Genomic DNA, 17,677 nt, shown 5'->3' with positions numbered 1-17,677 from the left:
AGGAAAAACAGCCATGCACACCAACGGCAGGCCGGACCCTCCGCGGCCGGCGCCGGACGTCGTCGTGATCGGGGAAGCCCTCACCGACGTCGTCACCACACCCGAGGGGACAACTGTGCATCCCGGCGGATCACCGCCAACGTCGCCTACGGCCTGGCCCGCCTGGGAGTCAGCACCGGGTTGCTCACTTCCATCGGCGCGAACCGACGCGGCGAGGTGCTCGAGGAGCACCTCGCCGGCGCCGGGGTGACGCTCCTGCCCGGCTCCCGCTCACTGGGCTGCTGCGGCCGCAATCACCGTTTCCCGGGCCGGCGCCCGGCCCCCGGCTGGAGCTGAACTCCGCTCCCAGTTCCAGCACTGACTGCTTTTGATTCCGTGTCCCTTCGCCGCGCGGAAAATTGATTGGATCTTGAGGTAATCCTTGCCACCCGTTGCAGTTGGAGGTTCACGCTGGAGGTATCAGACAAACAGCTTGCAGGAGCAGGAAGTCATGGGAAACAAAGTAGTTTCAGACGAAGTAACAGCCGTAGAAGGCCTGCTCACGGATCAGCATCCGCTCGACTTCTACACCCTGGGGCTGGCCGGCTGCATTGACCGGCTCACCGCACCGCTCCGTCAGCGGGGGACTGCCATCCGCTGGGACACTCCGCATTGGGGCATCGAGATACCTTCGGATTGCGCCACCCTGCTGTACCAGTCGGCGCGGGAGGCGCTCAGCAACGCCTTCAAGTATTCGGAAGCGTCGCAGCTCAACGTCCAGCTCGCCGCCGTCGACCACGGGATCCGCCTGGTGGTGTCCGACGACGGCGCAGGCTTTGACAGCAAGCTCGCCACGCGCGGCCGCCACCACGGCTACGGCCTCCGCCTCATGGCCGTAGCCGTGCATGAGGCGGGCGGCACCGTGGACATCTGTTCCGCCCCTGGTCAGGGCACGAGCGTGACCGTCACCCTGCCGCTGGACTGAAAACCGGGATGACTGCCTAAAGACTCGGATGCCCGCCGCCGCTGGGACGGCGGGCACCGTAGCTTTCGGCATGTGGTGCCGCTACCGCGTCAGCTTCGCACTGTCGTGCTCCAGGTCGCCGATGTGGCCGGGTGCGTTGGCGGCCAGGACGCGGGCAACGAAGGCTGCGTACTCGTCCATAAAGTGCCGAAGGAACTTGGCGGTGCCCTCGTTCCGGACCTCGCCGTCCTCACCGAACACCGCGGCGTCGTAATGGATGTAGGCCTCAGGGGCGTTCAGTTGCGGCGCGTCCAGGAAGCTCAACACGCTGCGGAACGAGGACTGCATCACGGCTGTGCCGATGCTGCCCACGGAGGCGCCGATAATGCCGGTGGGCTTGCGGGCGAACGAGTTGCTCCCCCAGGGGCGGGAGCCCCAGTCGATGGCGTTTTTGAGGGCACCGGGGATGGACCGGTTGTATTCAGGTGAGACGAACAGGATGCCGTCGGAAGCCTCGATGGCTTCCTTCAGGGCGCGGCCTTCTGGCGGGAAGTCGGCGTCGTAATCGTAGCTGTAGAGCGGGAGGTCCCTGATGGGGATTTCCGTAAACTCGAGGTCCTCCGGTGCTAGTTTGATCAGCGCATTGGCAAGGACCCTGTTGATGGAGCCGGTAGCGAGGCTCCCCACGAAGTATCCGATCTTAAAAGGTGCCATGAGTGTTCCTTCCAAAAGCCGGTCATTGCCGGCCGTCCATGATCTGCTTGGAAAAGGTGCCGCCCGTTCCTGGACGACGGTTGGTGCTCACTGCAGCACCAGTCCAGCACAGAAGACCAACCACTGCCAGAGCCGGTGAAAGGTGCTTGACAGCCCGGGCCGGGGAGCGCTGAATGATCTGTAGCGAAGTCCCCGGCGCGGTCAGGAGCAACCATGAGCGAGAATCCCCTGCAGGATGAGCGGGTCCATACAGAGGCACCCGCCGAGGGTGACCCGGATGCCGATGTCACGGAGATCCGGGTGCATACCCAGGACCCGGCCGAGGGACCTGACACTCCGGAAGCCGCCGGGCACGGTAAATAACCCCAGCCCGGTGTGGCGGACCCGGAGCGGCTATCCAGACGTCGATGAACTCGCGTTGGCGGATCGGCTGCCGGCAATTGATGACCGGCATGGGTCCATCCTGCTTGATTGCCTATCGCATCAGCTGGTCACTTGCCGGACCTGAACACGATCGAGTCGAAGACGGTGCGTGCCTCGCTCGTCAGCTCCGGATTGATCGATTCGTGGAATTGGACCACCCAGAACATAGCGCGTTCGCCGTTCAGGTCGACCACCCGGTAGGTTTCGCGTTCATTCTGAGTCGTGTACCAGCGGGTGCATTCGTTTGAGAATTCTGAGTGGATGCAGAACTTGTCGCGGTCGCAGGCTGCGATGTCCACGTCGCCCTCTATGGAGTGGCCGAACTCAAAGCCGGAGTAATCGCCCACCATCACCTCGACGGGAGGGGTGCTGGCCGTTGACGTCTGCGCCGTCAGCGCGTCGACGAACGCCTTGGCCGACGGATCGACCTCGACGAGCGCGCCCTCCCACGCGCATGCGTCCGTCGGCACATGGTCGGAGGGCCACCAACCCACGAAGACTGCCATTTCATCCGGGTGATCCGGGTCGTCCTTTCCAAGGCCCTCGCCGCCTTCACTCGACCAGCCGTCTGGGACGATGATCTCGAAATTTTCTGTGAAGCTGGTGACGAGGTATGTACCGGGGCTGATGTCGCCGCTCTCCGGCAGCGGTGGGACCGTGCTAGCCTCCGTAGTTTCTGCGGGGGATGGCGCCTCTGCGGCGGTGCACGCCGAGAGGCCTACGCACGCCAGCACTGCGATGGCGACAACGATCGGGTGTGAGCTCCCGGAGTGAGTGGCGCGGGGGCGCCGGTTTAAAGTCCACAGCCTGGGAAGACAGACGGACATGATTGATGCCATGGAGATGGAATGGCGTAGCAGCACACGCATGGAGGCCTCCAAAGGCAACCTTTATGCTGCGGACGTTACGCCCCGCCAACACTGACCGCAAGAGACACCAGAAGCCAGTGCTCCCCTATTTCTGATGACGGGAACGGATGGCGGGCCCCGCGGCCGGGCGACTGTGGTCATCCCCACTGGTTCGCCAGCGCTGCAGCCCCCCATTTGCCTGAAAAGGCGCACTCGGGACTGTTGGTGAGCTGCCCTGCAAAGGTGGGTAGCGCACTCTTCAACCAGCGCCGCGACTTCAATGAGGTAGCGGCTCGGATGACAACAACCTGCATTTGTGAACTTATGCCTCCTCTCAGGGAAGGTGCGCCTCGAGAAGCCAGGACAAGGCTTCATTGCGGGAGCTGAAAAACCGAGTAGGACACGGGAGCGTCCGCCGTGCCACGGCGAAGTTGGCAATGACGCGATTGACAGGGCTTGAGCCGAGCAGGGCAATTCGTGAAGCGGCGCACCTGATGCTGAAAACGGACTTGGCCTGGCGGGTCACCGACTGGGTGTTCGCTATGTCGATCAGCATCGGATATTCGGCACCGTCGGCAAGCTCATTGACCGTTGCCATCGCGGCATGGACATCCGCGGCCTCCAGAACTGTCCCCCGCTTCCACACAAGGTAGAGAACTCCCTCGTCACCGAGCTCCACCGTGCCCTTACCGACGTCAACAGTGATCGGTTTCATCTTTTGCTCCCCAACATTTTTGTAGCTAAGAGTACCTGCACGGTTCTGACCTGCGGAAACAACGGATCACCGCGGTCAGGAACCGGTTCCGGCAGTTGAGAAGTACCCTCTGATCATGAGCAGGCCCACTGTGCCACTGGAAGGTTCACTACCTGCTCGAGCCTGTCGAAGACGAGGGAGAACGGGGCGCCAGGCGAACCCGGCAAATCAACGTAGCAGGAGCCGCCCGGAACGCCAGCACCACTACTACGGCCAAACCCTGGAGACCACACGGCCCTCACGCTATCCAACTGCCACCGTTCCGCGAGGCTAAGGGCTAAGAAACGCCCTCCAGATCGTGGCTACCCCTTGCGGTTCGCTTTCCCCGGCGACTATTTTGAAACGAATCAGAAAACGGTTTCTTCCGTGCTCGCTTATGGGCCGCGATGGCTGGCGGTTCGGGCACGAAACCGAAACAGCGGAAATTGACCCAACAGAATTGGACACGATGATTGAAAATACGCTGGTCAGGTGGATCGACGGCGACGCCCCGGCAGAAGTCAGCAGCGGCACCACCTGGGGTATGCCGTTCCCACGCGGAAAAGTAGCGGAAGCTGCGGAACTCAGCGTCCGTGATGGGAACGGCACTCCCACCCCAAGCCAGGCCTGGCCCCTTGCCACTTGGCCCGACGGTTCGCTCAAATGGGCCGGGCTGGCGCTCCCTGCCACCGACGCCCCCTCCGAGGCGTACGAGGTAACGGCCGACGGCGGACGCTCACCCATCCAAGGCGGCCTCCCGGCGTCGGGCCTCCCCAGCGTCACCGTCACCGAAACGGCCGAAACGCTCACGGTGGACACGGGCACGCTGCAGATGGTGATCAACCACAGCGGTTCCCACCTCTTCAGCAGCCTTACCCGCGGCGGAACCGAAGTGGCCCGGGATGCCCGCCTGGTCAGCCTCCTGCAGGACAGCATTCCGGAGGATGCCGGCATTGCCAGCAGGGAAGCCTTCACCGGCGAGGTGACCGCCGTCGTGCTTGAACAAGCTGGTCCCGTTCGTGCGGTGGTCCGGCTGGAAGGACAACACCGCCCGGACGCACCGGAGAGCGGCACGCGCAGCTGGCTGCCGTTCGTGGTGCGGTTCTATTTCTACGCCAACGCCCGCAGTGTTCGGATGGTGCATTCATTTATTTGGGATGGCGACGCCGAGCAGGACTTCCTGGCCGGACTGGGCGTTCGGTTCTTATTGCCACTGGAGGCCGAGCTCCATGACCGGCACGTCCGGATCGCCGGGGCCGACGGCGGATTCCTGGTTGAAGGCGTGCGCGGACTGACGGGCCTGCGCCGGGACCCGGGTGAGGAGGTGCGCCGGGCGCAGGTGGAAGGCCGGCCCACGCCGCCGCCGGCCGAATGGAACCCTGAAGTTTCAGAGCGGCTGCACCTGATTCCGGCGTGGAATGACTACACGCTCACCCAGCTCAGCGCCGACGGCTTCGAACTCCGCAAGCGCACCGGCGCAGGCCACGCCTGGGTGGGGATCTCCGGCGGAACCAGGTCGGCCGGATTCTGCTCCCTGAGCGATACCCGCGGCGGTTTCGGCGTGGGCATCAAGGACTTCTGGCAGTCCCACCCCGGCCAGCTGGACATCCGCGGTGCGGCCACCGGCGAGGCGTCCATGACCGCCTGGCTGTACTCCCCCGAGGCGCAGCCCATGGACCTCCGTTTCTACCACGACGGCCTGGGCCAGGACACCTTCGAGGAACAGCTCGAGGGGCTCGAAATCACGTATGAGGACTATGAGCCGGGCTTCGGCAACGCCACCGGGATTGCCCGCACACATGAGTTAACTTTCTTCGCCTACGAGGGAACACCCGCAACAGAACGCCTGGCTGCGGACGCTCATGCCGCCTCAACCCCGGCCCTGCTGCAGGCCACCCCCGAATACCTGCACTCCGTGGGCGTCTTCGGCGATTGGGACCCGGTGGACCGCAGCACCCCGGCCCGGGCCGAACTCGAGGACCACCTGGACTTCCTCTTCGACTTCTATGCCGGGCAGGTGGAGCAGCGCCGCTGGTACGGCTTCTGGAACTACGGCGACGTCATGCACACCTACGATCACGACCGGCACGTGTGGCGTTACGACGTGGGCGGCTATGCCTGGGACAACTCAGAGCTCTCCCCCGACCTGTGGCTCTGGTACTCGTACCTGCGCTCCGGAAGGGCGGACATCTTCCGGTTCGCGGAGGCCATGACCCGGCACACCGGTGAGGTGGACGTGTACCACCTGGGGCCGTGGAAGGGCCTCGGTTCCCGGCACAACGTCCAGCACTGGGGCTGCAGCGCCAAGCAGCTGCGCATCAGCACGCCCGCCTACCGCCGCTTCTACTACTACCTCACCGCGGACGAACGCACCGGGGACCTCCTCACCGAACTGGTGGACAGCGACCAGAACTTCCTGGGCCTCGACCCGGTCCGCAAGGTCCGGCCCGACGCTGACACCTACCGTCCCAACCGGAACGCACTCGGCGTGGGGCTCGGCACGGACTGGGGCTCACTCGCCGCCACCTGGCTCACCGACTGGGAACGCACCGGCAACCCGCGCTCCCGCGACCGCCTCCTGGGCACCATGGCAGACATCGGCGCCCTCAAGTACGGCTTCCTCACCGGTGAGGCCCTGTACGACCTGGACAAGGGACGGTTCGACACCGGCCGGGAACTCATCCAGGTCTCACACCTCAGCGCCGTGTTCGGCCTGGTGGAGATCTGCAGCGAGCTGGTGGACCTGATCCCTGATCCTAAGTTCGAGCGGGCCTGGCTGCAGTACTGCCGGCTCTTCCTGGCCACGAAAGCGGAGCAGGTGGAGGCCGTGGGCCAGCCGCTGGCCGGGATTTACCTCACCCAGGCGCACAGCCGCCTCACGGCGTACGCCGCGGCCCGGCTGGACGACCCGGAGCTGGCCGCGCGGGCCTGGGCGAGCTTCGAGGAAGGCGGAGAGCACCTGAACCACGAGTCGGCCTTCACGCTGCGGACGATCGAGCCGCCGCAGGTGCTGCTGCCCGTGGACGAGGCACCCACCGTCTCCACCAATGACGCCTCCCAGTTCGGCCTGGCGGTCATCCAGAACCTGGCGCTGATCGGCAACCACCTGCCCTAATCACCGGGCTCCGATCACGACGGCGGCACCCCGGTGGGCGAATTCCCAACGCCAGGTGCCGCCGTCGTCCGTCCCCCTCCCCATGGTGGTTGGGGGCTTCCGGCGGGACTATCGTAAAGCTACTGATGACCTCAGTTTTCTCATCGGATCGGTTCAGTCAAAAGAGACGTGATGAGCACGAAAGTGGAGAAACGGATCGTGGTGGATGTGCCGGTCAGCACGGCATATAAGCAGTGGACGCAGTTCGAGGATTTTCCGCACTTCATGAGCGGCGTGGACAGTGTGACCCAGCTGCGTGATGACCGGCTGAGGTGGGTTGCCCACATCGCCGGCGTCCACCGGACGTGGGAAGCCAAAATCCTCGAGCAGGTCCCGGACCGCCAAGTGGCTTGGGCGTCCACCGAGGGTGCCACAAACTCCGGCACCATCGAATTTCGGGACCTCGGACACAACAGGACCGAACTGGCACTGACGCTCGAGTACCAGCCCGCAGGCGTGGTGGAGAAGGTGGGCAACCTGCTCCACGTCGTGGGCCGCCAGGCCGAGCACGACCTGAAAAAGTTCAAGGAATTCATCGAACACGAGGGCCACGCCACCGGGGCCTGGCGTGAGTCCATCCCGGGGACCGCCACCGGGGCAGCGGCCACACCCAGGGCGACAGCCGGGACTGCCGAGACCGCCGCAGGGACTACCGAGACAACCGCAGAGGCTACCGGAGAGCCGCGGCCCTACAACCGGTTTGAGCACCCGTTCGACCAGACCGGCGGCCTGGTGGACTTCGAGGGCGAGTCGGACGAAACAGCCGAAGGCGAGAACTACAGCTCCACTGCGCGGCGGAATCGCCATAACGGGGAGGGAATCCCGCCCTACGGCAACCTTTTCGGGCAGCCCTGACCAGCCCTTCTACAGCACGGACCCTCCGCGCCCGCTGCCGCCGTCGTTATTTCTGCTCTGGAAACCAGCCACCCGAAAAGGTATGTTGGTAAGCATGCTGATGATTTTTACCGACTCATCAGCTTCCGGTAACAAAGCGAAGGAGACGTTATGAGCACGAAGGTGGAAAAACGCATTCTGGTGAACGTACCGGTAAGCACCGCTTACAACCAGTGGACCCAGTTCGAGGAGTTCCCGCACTTCATGGGCGGCGTCAAGAGCGTCACGCAGCTCAGTGACGACCGGCTGGAATGGGTGGCCGAGATCGGTGGCATCCGCAGGCAGTGGGAAGCCAAGATCCTGGAGCAGATCCCCGACCGCAAAGTGGCCTGGGCCGCTACGGAAGGCGCCACGAACGCCGGCGCAATCGAGTTCGAGGACATCGGCGGCGGCCAGACCTCCCTGCAGCTGACGCTTGAGTACGAGCCCGAAGGCATTGTTGAGAAGGTGGGCGACAAGCTCAACGTCGTGGAGCGCCAGGCAGAGGCAGACCTGCAGCGCTTCAAGGAATTCATCGAGGATGAGGGTTACGCCAGCGGCGCGTGGCGCGGCAGCGTCAGTTCAGGGGCACCCGCAGGCACGCCCGGGGTCGAGGACGCAGCAGGATCGCGTGGCGACTCAGGCAAGGCTGGCATCTCCGGCAAGGTAGCCGCAGGCCTGGGTGTGGCCGCGGCAGCCGGTGCAGCAGCAGCCATGGCCGCCGGCGGCAACAAGGACACCACTGCGGCTGCCGATGAAACGGTAACTCCAGTGGTTCCCGGCGAGCCGGTCACCGTCACGCCCATTCCGGTGGACACAACAACAGACACCACAAGCACCGGCACAACAACGGGCACGACGGCGGCGGCCGGCTCCACCGGTTCGGTCGCCGACCTGGGCGATGACAGGATCGGCCACGCCTTCGATCAGACGAACGGCCTGGTGGACACCACCGGCGAGTCCGACGGGACCGCCGAAGGCGAGAACCTGAGCGGCGCGGAACGCAGGGACGACGACCGCGTGCCCGGCGACGGCCTGCCGCCCGTCCCCGGAGTCGGCCAGCGGGGCTAGCCGGGACTAACCGATGCCGGAAACTGACTGAGGCTTTCCGCTGAGGCAGGGCTCCGGCGTCGGACATTCCGCATATAACGAAAGCGCCGCCCACCTCCTTTTGGAGGCGGGCGGCGCTTCGCTGTCCTGGTGCTACTGGTCCGTGCCGGCGTACTTCACGGACGGCGCGGCCGGGGTTTCCATGCCCTCACCAATGAAGAAGCTCGGGTGCGGCGGCTGGTTGTACGCGACGCTTTCGCGTGCCACGCCTGTCCGGTACATCGGGTCATGCATGAGGGTGCGGAGCCTGACCTCGGTGGGCGAGGTGCTGGTGTAGATCCGCAGCTCGGTGCTGTCCGACGACGGGAAGGCGAGTTCCTCGCGCCAGTCACCCAGGAGGTCCGCCTGGAGCGACGGGTTGCCCTTGGTGTGGTTGTTGGTCCTGGCGCCGGTGGCCGTCAGCAGGCGGTCACTGGTTTCGGTTTCCCAGTTCCACTTGGAAACGGTGGGGACGCCCACACCGGCAACGGCGTCGAAGTCGTGGTCAACGATTTCGCGGAGCAGGTCGCCGTCCCACCAGGCCATGAAGTTGGCGGCCGGGATCTTGTTGGCGATCTTTTCGCCCTTCGAAGACATCAGGAAACCGACCGGTGAGTTCCAGGCAGCGTCGCCGCCAACAGCCCAGCCTTCAGCGCCAGCGTGGCGGGGATCGATGTCCCCGACGGCGCCGCGGCCCGTGTCCCGGGTAGCGGGAATGCTCCACAGCACCTCGCCGGTGGCAGAATCGCGGAAAGTGGCGCCGCGGTTGCCACTCTGGCCCATGCTCTCGTGTACGGCGAAGGTCTCCAGACCGGGCCGGGACGGATCCCAATCGCTGGTATGGATGGCGTCGCCGTGGCCCAGTTTGGTGTTGTACAGCGGCTTGCCGTCGTCGTCGATGGTCATTGAACCGAAGACGAACTCGTCCTTGCCGTCCTGGTCAACGTCGGCCACGGACAGGTTGTGGTTGCCCTGGCCCTTGTACTCCGCCCCGGAAACGTCCGAGTCGAAGGTCCAGCGCTTCACCAGCTTGCCGTCCACCAGATCATAGGTGACCAGCACGGCGCGGGTGTAGTAGCCGCGGCTGAACATCATGGACGGCCGCTCGCCGTCGAGGTATGCGACGCCCGCCAGGAAGCGGTCCACGCGGTTGCCGTAACCGTCACCCCACGAGCTGACGTTCCCGCGCGGCGGGTCGTACGGCACGGTGTCCATAATGGTGCCGGTGGCGCCGTTGAACACCGTAAGGAACTCCGGCCCGGACAGCACGTAGCCGCCGCTGTTGCGGTAGTCCGCGGCGGGGTCACCGATCACGGTTCCGGCCCCGTCCTTGGTGCCGTCCGCCGTCTTCATGGACACTTCAGCCTTGCCGTCGCCGTCGAAGTCGTAGGCAAGCACCTGCGTGTAGTGCGCACCGGCACGAATGTTGTGGCCCAAATCGATGCGCCACAGTTTGGTGCCGTCCATCTTGTAGGCGTCAACATACACATTGCCCGTGTAGCCGGACTTCGAGTTGTCCTGCGCGTTGGAGGGGTTCCAGAGCTGGACGATCTCGTAGCTGCCGTCGCCGTCCAGGTCCGCCGTGGTGGCGTCGTTGGCCGTGTAGGTGTACGGCTTTCCGTCCTTGCCGACGCCGTCGGCCGGCTTGTCCAGCTTGATGGCGAGGTAGTTCTGGGCCAGCGGGGTGACCTCCGCGCTGAGCTTGTCCTGCCCGTTTCCGTTACCCACGGTCTTGATGACGTACTTGGAGTCTGCCGTTCCGGCCGGGTCAACGTAGGTGGTGGTGTTCCGGATGGGCTCATCGGTGAGCTGGACGCCGTCGCGGATCACGTGGAAGCCGACGCTGTCCTTGTCCAGGCCCAGCATGCGCCAGCCCAGGGTGACGCCCTGGTCCGTCAGCACAGCCACAGGGGCCCGGTCCAGGTTCTCCACCTGGCGCTGGAGCCCGGCCTTGCCGGACTGCTCGGGGGCGGTGCCGGGGCTGGCCTGGGCCAGGGGCACGCCCGTGAACGCCAGCGCGGCGGCTGTGAGTGAGGCTGCCGCCGCCAGCGGAGCAGCCTTCCAGGCGCGGCCGGCCCGGGACGGACGGGAACATTGTGAGGGATAGAGCAAGAGAACATCTCCTTTGATGCGGCGGCAGCTGAGTCTGCCGCACGACAGTTTGGAACGTTTCACTGATCGCCAGCCGAAGCCCCCTTGGGGAAAGTAGGGGTTGGCTGGCGACGCGTGGAAACCGCTTTCTGCCCTACTGGTTTATCAGTGCCGGAGGGGGCGGGTCAAGAATTTTTGCGTTGCTTAGTGGGCGAATTTGTTCCATTGCGTTTCGTTATGGGACGTGGGGGTGCGGAAATATCTGCGTCCAAAGCGGAGTTGGGCCGGACATGACAACAATCGGAATCATTGGTGCAGGACACATCGGAAGCCAGATCGCGCGGAAGGCGGTGGAGCTGGGCTACGACGTAGTCATCAGCAACTCCCGTGGCCCGGAAACCCTGTCCGGGCTGGTCGCGGAACTCGGCCCCAAGGCACGGGCCACCACAGCGGCAGAAGAGGCAGCGGCCGGCGATTTCGCCGTGGTCACTGTTCCCCTCAAGAACTACAAGGACATTCCCGCGGAGCCGCTGGCCGGCAAGATCGTCATCGACACCAACAACTACTACTGGGAACGCGACGGCCACATCCCGGCCCTGGACAACGGGGAGGCCACCACCTCAGGGCTGTTGCAGGAGCACCTGCCTGAATCGAAGGTAGCCAAGGGCTTCAACCACATCGGTGCCGCCCAAATCACCACGGACGGGACGCCGGTGGGCACGGAGAACCGGCGGGCGCTCGCAACCGCCAGCGATTACCCGGAAGCGGTCGAACTGGTCACCCGCCTCTATGACGAATTCGGCTTCGATGCTGTGAACGTCGGGCTGCTGGAGGAGAGCTGGCGAGTGGAGCGCGACCGGCCGGCGTATGGGGTGCGACAGAACGCCCAGGAACTGAAGGACAACCTTGCCAAGGCGCCGCGGACCATCTAGCGCTCCTGTCCATCCCGGAATACAAAACTGGCTGGCAGCAGACGGCTCCAAGGGCGACGTTAGCTGCCAGCCAATTTTTGGCTCGCTAGTCCCACGCAGGAACCAGCACCACCTCATGCGGGCTGGCAGGGCGCATGAACTGCGCGTTGACGGCGGCGAGGGTGTCGCCAAACCTGGCAACCGTCGTCGGGATGTCAAAGTGCTTGCTCGTGATGACGTCCTCAACCGTGAAAGAGGACAGGTCGTCGCAGAGCTCCAGCCGGCTGATCTTGTTGGCCATGTTCTGGACCGCCCATACGGTATCGCCCTTCACCAGGATCCCGTCCACGAACTTCAGGTCCGGTCCTTTGATCCTGCTGCTATCGCCGGTGTCGCGGTCAACGGCATAGAGGGCCTGGTTCTGCGTGTGGGCGACAATGAGTACGTCGTCGTCTTCGGCTGCTGCAATGCCGTTGAATCCGAACTGGTTAGGTTGCAACGGTCTGCCTGCCTCGCCGCTTACCTTCAATGTCTCCACATCGTCCGCTTTGCCCAGCTTGCCCTCACGGCTAACCGGGATGAAGTAGAGCTCGGGCGCGGCCGAATTGGTGAACCAGGCGCCGTCCGGGGTGAGGGTAACGTCATTGATGAAGCCGGGGGCCAGGTCATATTCCTTGACGGCGTCGCCGCTTTCGGTGTTATAGACGTATGCCTTCCCCTTGGCCCCACCGGCCACAAACAGCAGGTCGTTCCGGACGTCCGCCTTCATTCCGACGGCCATCCTGCCATCCGGCGCGTCAATGAAACGCTTGGCCTTTCCGTCACGGATATCGCCACGGAAGATATCGCCCGTCATCAGTTCTCCGGCGTAAAAAGTTGTTTCCTCTCCTGCCGCAATGCCTTCGGCTGATTTGGCGCCGTCGAGAACTATGACATCGTCCCCGGAAGGCGGTGATGCCGTGGCCGGCAATGCCGTGGGTAACAGCAGTGCCAAAAGAGCGATGAATCCGGCGGCGGTTCGGCGCTGGGCTGTTCGGCGCATGATGCTTCCTTGCATTGGGCTGATGCGCGGGGCCCAATCTGCGGCAGCTCCGCACGATGGTGATGCCAGTTTAAGCACCTGCCGGAAGGCCCGCCAGAGCCTGATGCCCCCTTCATAGTCCCGGCCGCAGGCAGGGTAGACCAGCACCGGGTCCCGGATTCTGCTTACAATCAAAACCTCAATCAACTACTGAGGGACCCATGAAGAAACTCACCACAGCCCTGTTCGCTGCCGGACTCGTTCTTTCCGCCACAGCCTGCACCGCTTCGAACCAGCTCTCCACCGCGGAAACGTGCGAGCGGATCCAGAGCGTTGTATCCAACCCTGCGAACAACGCCGGCAAGACGGGCATGAACCGCCTGGCCAACCAGATCCGCCCCATCCATGCCGTCGCCTCCGATGACCTCAAGCCCGCCCTTCAGTCGATCCTTGAATACACGGACGAGCAGGCAAAGGAAACACCGGACGAGGCCAAGCTTTCCGAGCTCCAGGCCGGCTACGAGCAGGCTGGCAGCACCTACAGCCAGTTCTGCAGCTGAGCCCTACTCTTTGACCGGGCCCGGCTGCCCTTCCTGGAAGGTGGCCGGGTCCGTATTCGCCCCGCACAAAACCACCGCAACGCGCTCCCCCGTCTTCGGCGTGTACGCACCCGAGGTCAGGGCGGCGTAGGCGGCGGCAGCTCCGTGTTCCACCATGATGCGGTAGTCGTTCCACAGCAGCGAACATGCGGCGACGATGTCGGCGTCGGATACCAGGACGCTGACGACGCCGGCGCGGACCGCGACGGAGAAGCCGATGTCCCCGATGCATCGGGCTCCCAGGGAATCAGCAGCGACGCCGGATACCGCCACGTCAACAGGTTCCCCGGCGGCAAGTGCCGCGTGGAGCGTCGGCGCGTTCTCCGGCTCAACGCCCACCACCTTCGCATGGCCTTCGACAGCAGCAGCGATCCCTGCCATCAGCCCGCCGCCGCCCACGGCCACCAGCACGGTGTCCACCCCGGCTATCTGCTCCAGCAGCTCCGTCCCCACGGTTCCGGCGCCGGCCGCGATTTCGGGCTGGTCATAGGCGTGGCAGTAAACAGCACCCGTTTCCTGGGCGTGCGCCACAGCCGCCTGGTAGGCCACGGCGTATTCGGCTCCGCCCTGGATTACGGTGGCACCGATCGCCTCGAGCCTCCGCACCTTCACAGCCGGAGCGGCAGCCGGGACAAACACGGTTGCCGGCACTCCCAGTTGGGCTGCCGCATACGCGTTGGCCAGTCCGGCGTTGCCTCCGGAAGCCACCACCACACCGACGTCAGCCTTCAGCTCACCGCGCTCTTTGCTGGCAAGGAGGCGGTTAAGCGCGCCGCGGGCCTTGAAAGTGCCGGTGTGCTGCAGAAATTCGCACTTGAACCACACATCGCCGGGGAACGCGCCCGGGTCGGCCTGCAGGACAGGGGTCAGCCGGGTGAGTCCTGCTGTCCGCTGTGCCGCTTCATCCACATCGGCGCGGGTAATCACCTCAGACTTCGTCGTCCCAGGTTCCCGGCTCGGCCAGGGCTTCCTCCGGCTTGTGCTCCTGCGGCGGTTCGCCGCTTCCTGAGTACGACGCCGGAACAGTACCGGCTGCATGCCCCTGCTGCTCTTCGCGGATATTGCTGGCACCCGGCAGCTCCGGGTGCTGGCCGCTCTGCGGAGCCTGCGTCACCTGCCCGGCCTCGTCGGGGTCCCCCGGACCGCGAAGGTCGGCGGTGTTCCGGGGTTCCTCATTCGAAGTGGTCATGATCCTGCCTTTCACCTAACGTCCGCGAGCGGGCGTCAGCGTTTGTCGCGGTCGTTGAATTCTTCGTCCAGTTCGTAGTGGCGGAACTCGGTTTCGGGGTTCGGTTCGCCGTCAACCACCACTTCGTGATCCAGCTGGCGTTGGACTTGGCTGTCCAGTACCTGCAATTCGTGGTCCGGGACTGTTTCCAGGTCCTCCGGGAACTGGTCTTCCGGAGTGAGGTGCAGCTTATCGCTCATTGAGTCCGCCATGTCTTCATGCTGGGTATTGGTTGGTTCAGTGTACGGTGCTGCCCCCTCAGCCCGCCCTGCTTACTGCCAGCCAGATCCCAACGCAGAGGGGCGGGCAGGACCATTTATGTCCTGCCCGCCCTGCTGCTTGCTATAAGAACCAGCCCTAAGGCGTGGCCGTCGGCGAAGCGGAGGACGTCTCGGCCTCTTCAGTCTCGGTTTCTGTTGCCTCAGGTGACGCCGAACCGCTCGGTGACGACGCGCTGGCGGAACCGGAGGTGCTAGTGGACGTCGGGCTGGAAGTTGCGCTGCCGCCGTCGGCCTTCTTGAGCACCTCGTTGATCAGGTCCTCGAGTTCCTTCTGGTCAGGATCCCCCAGGTTTGCACCGCTCTTGGTGGCAACAACCAGCAGCCTGCCCTCGGCGGCCGATACCTGCATCAGCTTCTGCTGGTTCTCCCCGCTGCGGGTGCTGAGCGTGCCGAAGGTCTTTTCGGCATCCGTGTCAGCCTGGAGCTCCTCGCTGTTGACCTCGTACGTCTGCCCCAGCGCCGTGACGGAGAACGTGGCGCACTGGTCCATCTTGCCACTGATTTCATCCAGGACCTCGACGGCGTCAGGCCCCTCGCTGCCCGACTGCGCAGACACGGTGCGGGGCTGGTCACCCTCTGACAGCGCGACGGCGATCTCACCTCTTTCGACCGTATCCAGCAGTCCCGCAGTGGCGATGTCCTTGCAGTCTTCAGGGTCCACGGTCGCCGTGCTCAGGAGCAGGTTGGCGATGTTGCCGCCCTGGTCCACCTGCTCCTTGGAGTACAGCTTCAGTTCGTTGCCGTCCTCATCCTTCATGCCGGAGATCAGCTCGCGCAGATCGTCCTCCGAGTAGACCTTTGCTTCTGCCGTTGCCGAGGCACTCGCCGTTTCGGTGGCCGTGGGGCTCGCAGAACCGCCGCCGCCCGTGCAGCCCGCGAGGGCAATCATCGCTGCTGTCATCAATCCAAGCGCAGGTACTTTTCGCATCAGGTACAACCCCTTTTGAGATAGGAAGCATGCTTAGTGTTATTAACACTAAAGGGTTTTCGCTGAGGCAGGAAATACCGGGGCGGTATCTTTCAGCCAACACATCCAGTGCGCCCCGGGCAAGCAGGCTGTGGAATAATCCGAAGCAGTGGTCCTTACCGGACCGCTCCACGGATTGGAGGGGCCTGACGTGCCAGCCACAGCAGCACCAGGGAGCAGCGCTCCGGCGGCGAGCGCGGCCATCAACAATTCGCAGGTCCCGAAGCATGAACAACTGCGCCTGATCATCCTCAGGCTGGCCAAGGAGGAGCTGGAGCCCGGCGCCCGGCTTCCCAGCGAGCGGACCCTGATGGACTCCTATGGCGTCAGCCGGATTACGGTGCGCGCCGCCATCGGGCGGCTGGTCAACGAGGGGCACCTGGTCCGCGTCCCCGCGAAGGGCACTTTCGTTGCCGATTCCCCTGTGCAGTCCACCCTGCACCTGGCCTCATTCACCCAGGAAATGGAGGCGATGGGGCACGTGCCCAGCACTGTTGTGCTGGTAGCGGAGGCCGCTGCAGTCCCCGATGACACCGCCGACGCCCTCAGCCTGGTTCCGGGATCCGAGGCCATCCACCTCAAGCGGCTCCGCCTGGCGGATGGCCGGCCGGTCAGCGTGGATGACGCCTGGTACAACCCCGAACACGTCCGGGGGCTGCTGGACATTGACCTGACGGGATCGGTTTACAAGGCACTTGCTGCGCAGTTGGGCCACCAGATTGACCGGGCGCGGCAGAGCGTCCGGTCCGAGGGCGCCCCGGCGGACGTCGGGGCGCTCCTCGGCACCGGAACGGGCGCGCCGGTACTGGCGTTCGACCGCGTTTCCTATTCAGGGCTGCTGGCCATCGAGCATTCGCGCTCCTGGTACCGCTCGGACCGCTACTCCCTCAACATGGAGGTCCGGCTCTAGGAACCCGGCCCGGCCTTCGCGCTAGTCGAGCGAGAACAGGCTGGCCCCGGCGGCTACAGTGCCGGATGCGACCAGCGTTGCGGTGTCGGGTTTCGTGTCAAGGACGACGACGGGACTCACCATCGAATACCCCGCCGCCAGGGCGGCGGTGGGGTCCACGCGCATAACGGGAGCGCCGGCATCAATGGTGTCCCCTTGCGCAATGAGCAGCTTGAAGCCTTCGCCCTTGAGCTTGACCGTATCAATGCCCACGTGCGTCAGGACACCCCGCCCGGACGACTCCACCACAACAAACGCATGCGGCAGGAGCTTGATCACCTTTCCCGCCACCGGGGATACGACGTCGAACATCTCGCCCGAAGGCGGTTCGACGGCGGCGCCGGACCCCACCATCTGACCCGCGAACACGGGGTCCGGAACCTCGGCGAGGGGAAGCACCCTGCCGCTAAGGGGCGAATGGACAACCAGGGACTGCGCCACTAGAGGAGGTCCTCGATGTCCTCGGCCAGGTTGTCAGCCTCGGGCCCCACAATGACCTGGACGGCTGTCCCGGCAGCCAGGACGCCGTGGGCTCCGGCGGCTTTGAGGGTGGCTTCGTTGACGAGTGAGCCGTCTTTGACCTCCGTGCGAAGGCGGGTGATGCAGGCTTCGATTTCGACGATGTTGCCGGCTCCGCCGAGGCCTTCAATGATCTTTTCTGCTTTGGACATGGCTGCCCTTTCTGACGGTGCCCGCTCGGAGCACTGACTCATCACCGGGGCCGGCGGCCCAAGTGCGACCAATTATGGCGTCCATCGCCCGGGCTTTTGAATAGCCCGGCAGCTTATCCACTGCCTTGACAGGCACTCGTGGGATGGATCACACTGAACTGGTCATAACCAGACAGTACCGG

General features: G+C 64.5%; 19 protein-coding genes and 1 pseudogene. 9 read left to right on the top strand and 11 right to left on the bottom strand.

Annotation, left to right across the window (positions count from 1 at the left end):
* Nucleotides 1-13 precede the first annotated feature (13 nt).
* Nucleotides 14-273: pseudogene (locus tag G6R19_RS20460) on the top strand (PfkB family carbohydrate kinase); the annotation flags it as partial.
* 217 nt (nt 274-490) lie between these two features.
* A complete protein-coding gene (locus G6R19_RS13925) occupies nt 491-964 on the top strand; it encodes an ATP-binding protein (RefSeq protein ID WP_163165933.1) in 474 nt (157 codons plus the stop codon).
* Between the two features lie 81 nt (nt 965-1,045).
* Here G6R19_RS13925 and G6R19_RS13920 read toward each other — a convergent pair whose 3' ends face one another.
* Nucleotides 1,046-1,657 (bottom strand): NADPH-dependent FMN reductase, encoded by a 612-nt coding sequence (locus tag G6R19_RS13920; RefSeq protein ID WP_163165931.1) that lies wholly within the window; start codon nt 1,655-1,657, stop codon nt 1,046-1,048.
* Between the two features lie 213 nt (nt 1,658-1,870).
* Between G6R19_RS13920 and G6R19_RS20255 the strand changes: the two genes are divergently transcribed.
* Complete coding sequence (locus tag G6R19_RS20255) at nt 1,871-2,020, top strand: hypothetical protein (RefSeq protein WP_205484424.1); 150 nt, start codon at nt 1,871-1,873, stop codon at nt 2,018-2,020.
* A 128-nt stretch (nt 2,021-2,148) separates the two neighbouring features.
* On the opposite strand, the gene G6R19_RS13915 is transcribed toward G6R19_RS20255, so the two are convergent.
* Both G6R19_RS13915 and G6R19_RS13910 read right to left on the bottom strand, forming a co-directional pair.
* Nucleotides 2,149-2,949, bottom strand: a complete 801-nt coding sequence (locus G6R19_RS13915; RefSeq protein ID WP_240341888.1) for a hypothetical protein — start codon at nt 2,947-2,949, stop codon at nt 2,149-2,151.
* A gap of 313 nt (nt 2,950-3,262) precedes the next feature.
* Nucleotides 3,263-3,643 carry an STAS/SEC14 domain-containing protein gene (locus G6R19_RS13910; RefSeq protein WP_163165929.1) on the bottom strand — a complete coding sequence of 127 codons (381 nt, stop codon included), beginning with the start codon at nt 3,641-3,643 and terminating at the stop codon, nt 3,263-3,265.
* 487 nt (nt 3,644-4,130) lie between these two features.
* Between G6R19_RS13910 and G6R19_RS13905 the strand changes: the two genes are divergently transcribed.
* The 3 genes from G6R19_RS13905 to G6R19_RS13895 all read left to right on the top strand — a co-directional run bounded on the left by G6R19_RS13905 (nt 4,131) and on the right by G6R19_RS13895 (nt 8,759).
* Entirely contained in the window at nt 4,131-6,776 is a 2,646-nt protein-coding gene (locus tag G6R19_RS13905; RefSeq protein WP_163165927.1) for a Tat pathway signal sequence domain protein, read from the top strand.
* Nucleotides 6,777-6,947: 171 nt separating this feature from the next.
* A complete protein-coding gene (locus G6R19_RS13900) occupies nt 6,948-7,670 on the top strand; it encodes an SRPBCC family protein (protein WP_163165925.1) in 723 nt (240 codons plus the stop codon).
* A 150-nt stretch (nt 7,671-7,820) separates the two neighbouring features.
* Complete coding sequence (locus G6R19_RS13895; RefSeq protein ID WP_163165923.1) at nt 7,821-8,759, top strand: SRPBCC family protein; 939 nt, start codon at nt 7,821-7,823, stop codon at nt 8,757-8,759.
* 132 nt (nt 8,760-8,891) lie between these two features.
* Here the strand turns inward: G6R19_RS13895 and G6R19_RS13890 are convergent, their stop codons facing one another.
* Complete coding sequence (locus tag G6R19_RS13890; protein ID WP_163165921.1) at nt 8,892-10,889, bottom strand: rhamnogalacturonan lyase; 1,998 nt, start codon at nt 10,887-10,889, stop codon at nt 8,892-8,894.
* A gap of 269 nt (nt 10,890-11,158) precedes the next feature.
* On the opposite strand from G6R19_RS13890, the gene G6R19_RS13885 reads away from it, so the two are divergent.
* Nucleotides 11,159-11,800, top strand: a complete 642-nt coding sequence (locus tag G6R19_RS13885; protein WP_163165919.1) for an NAD(P)-binding domain-containing protein — start codon at nt 11,159-11,161, stop codon at nt 11,798-11,800.
* 85 nt (nt 11,801-11,885) lie between these two features.
* On the opposite strand, the gene G6R19_RS13880 is transcribed toward G6R19_RS13885, so the two are convergent.
* Nucleotides 11,886-12,821 (bottom strand): hypothetical protein, encoded by a 936-nt coding sequence (locus tag G6R19_RS13880; protein WP_163165917.1) that lies wholly within the window; start codon nt 12,819-12,821, stop codon nt 11,886-11,888.
* Between the two features lie 200 nt (nt 12,822-13,021).
* Between G6R19_RS13880 and G6R19_RS13875 the strand changes: the two genes are divergently transcribed.
* The gene (locus tag G6R19_RS13875) at nt 13,022-13,360 is read left to right on the top strand and encodes a hypothetical protein (protein ID WP_163165915.1); all 339 of its coding nucleotides are present in this window, start codon (nt 13,022-13,024) and stop codon (nt 13,358-13,360) included.
* Nucleotides 13,361-13,363: 3 nt separating this feature from the next.
* On the opposite strand, the gene G6R19_RS13870 is transcribed toward G6R19_RS13875, so the two are convergent.
* The 4 genes from G6R19_RS13870 to G6R19_RS13855 all read right to left on the bottom strand — a co-directional run bounded on the left by G6R19_RS13870 (nt 13,364) and on the right by G6R19_RS13855 (nt 15,836).
* The gene (locus G6R19_RS13870; RefSeq protein ID WP_163165913.1) at nt 13,364-14,326 is read right to left on the bottom strand and encodes a threonine/serine dehydratase; all 963 of its coding nucleotides are present in this window, start codon (nt 14,324-14,326) and stop codon (nt 13,364-13,366) included.
* A gap of 1 nt (nt 14,327) precedes the next feature.
* Entirely contained in the window at nt 14,328-14,588 is a 261-nt protein-coding gene (locus G6R19_RS13865) for a hypothetical protein (protein WP_163165911.1), read from the bottom strand.
* Between the two features lie 35 nt (nt 14,589-14,623).
* Nucleotides 14,624-14,827, bottom strand: a complete 204-nt coding sequence (locus G6R19_RS13860) for a hypothetical protein (RefSeq protein WP_163165909.1) — start codon at nt 14,825-14,827, stop codon at nt 14,624-14,626.
* 157 nt (nt 14,828-14,984) lie between these two features.
* On the bottom strand, nt 14,985-15,836 hold the full coding sequence (locus G6R19_RS13855) for a hypothetical protein (protein ID WP_240341887.1): 852 nt from the start codon (nt 15,834-15,836) through the stop codon (nt 14,985-14,987).
* A gap of 190 nt (nt 15,837-16,026) precedes the next feature.
* Between G6R19_RS13855 and G6R19_RS13850 the strand changes: the two genes are divergently transcribed.
* Entirely contained in the window at nt 16,027-16,785 is a 759-nt protein-coding gene (locus tag G6R19_RS13850; protein ID WP_163165907.1) for a GntR family transcriptional regulator, read from the top strand.
* Nucleotides 16,786-16,806: 21 nt separating this feature from the next.
* Here G6R19_RS13850 and G6R19_RS13845 read toward each other — a convergent pair whose 3' ends face one another.
* Both G6R19_RS13845 and G6R19_RS13840 read right to left on the bottom strand, forming a co-directional pair.
* Nucleotides 16,807-17,265 carry a glucose PTS transporter subunit IIA gene (locus G6R19_RS13845; protein WP_163165905.1) on the bottom strand — a complete coding sequence of 153 codons (459 nt, stop codon included), beginning with the start codon at nt 17,263-17,265 and terminating at the stop codon, nt 16,807-16,809.
* Nucleotides 17,265-17,495, bottom strand: a complete 231-nt coding sequence (locus tag G6R19_RS13840; protein WP_104043504.1) for a PTS glucose/sucrose transporter subunit IIB — start codon at nt 17,493-17,495, stop codon at nt 17,265-17,267. Before G6R19_RS13840 ends, G6R19_RS13845 begins: the two co-directional genes overlap by 1 nt.
* Nucleotides 17,496-17,677: the final 182 nt, after the last annotated feature.

Source organism: Arthrobacter sp. Alg241-R88 (genome assembly GCF_900537115.1).
Classification (GTDB): Bacteria; Actinomycetota; Actinomycetes; order Actinomycetales; family Micrococcaceae; genus Arthrobacter.
Note: the sequence above shows the minus strand (reverse complement) of the source record. Positions and strands in the feature narration are given on the sequence as shown.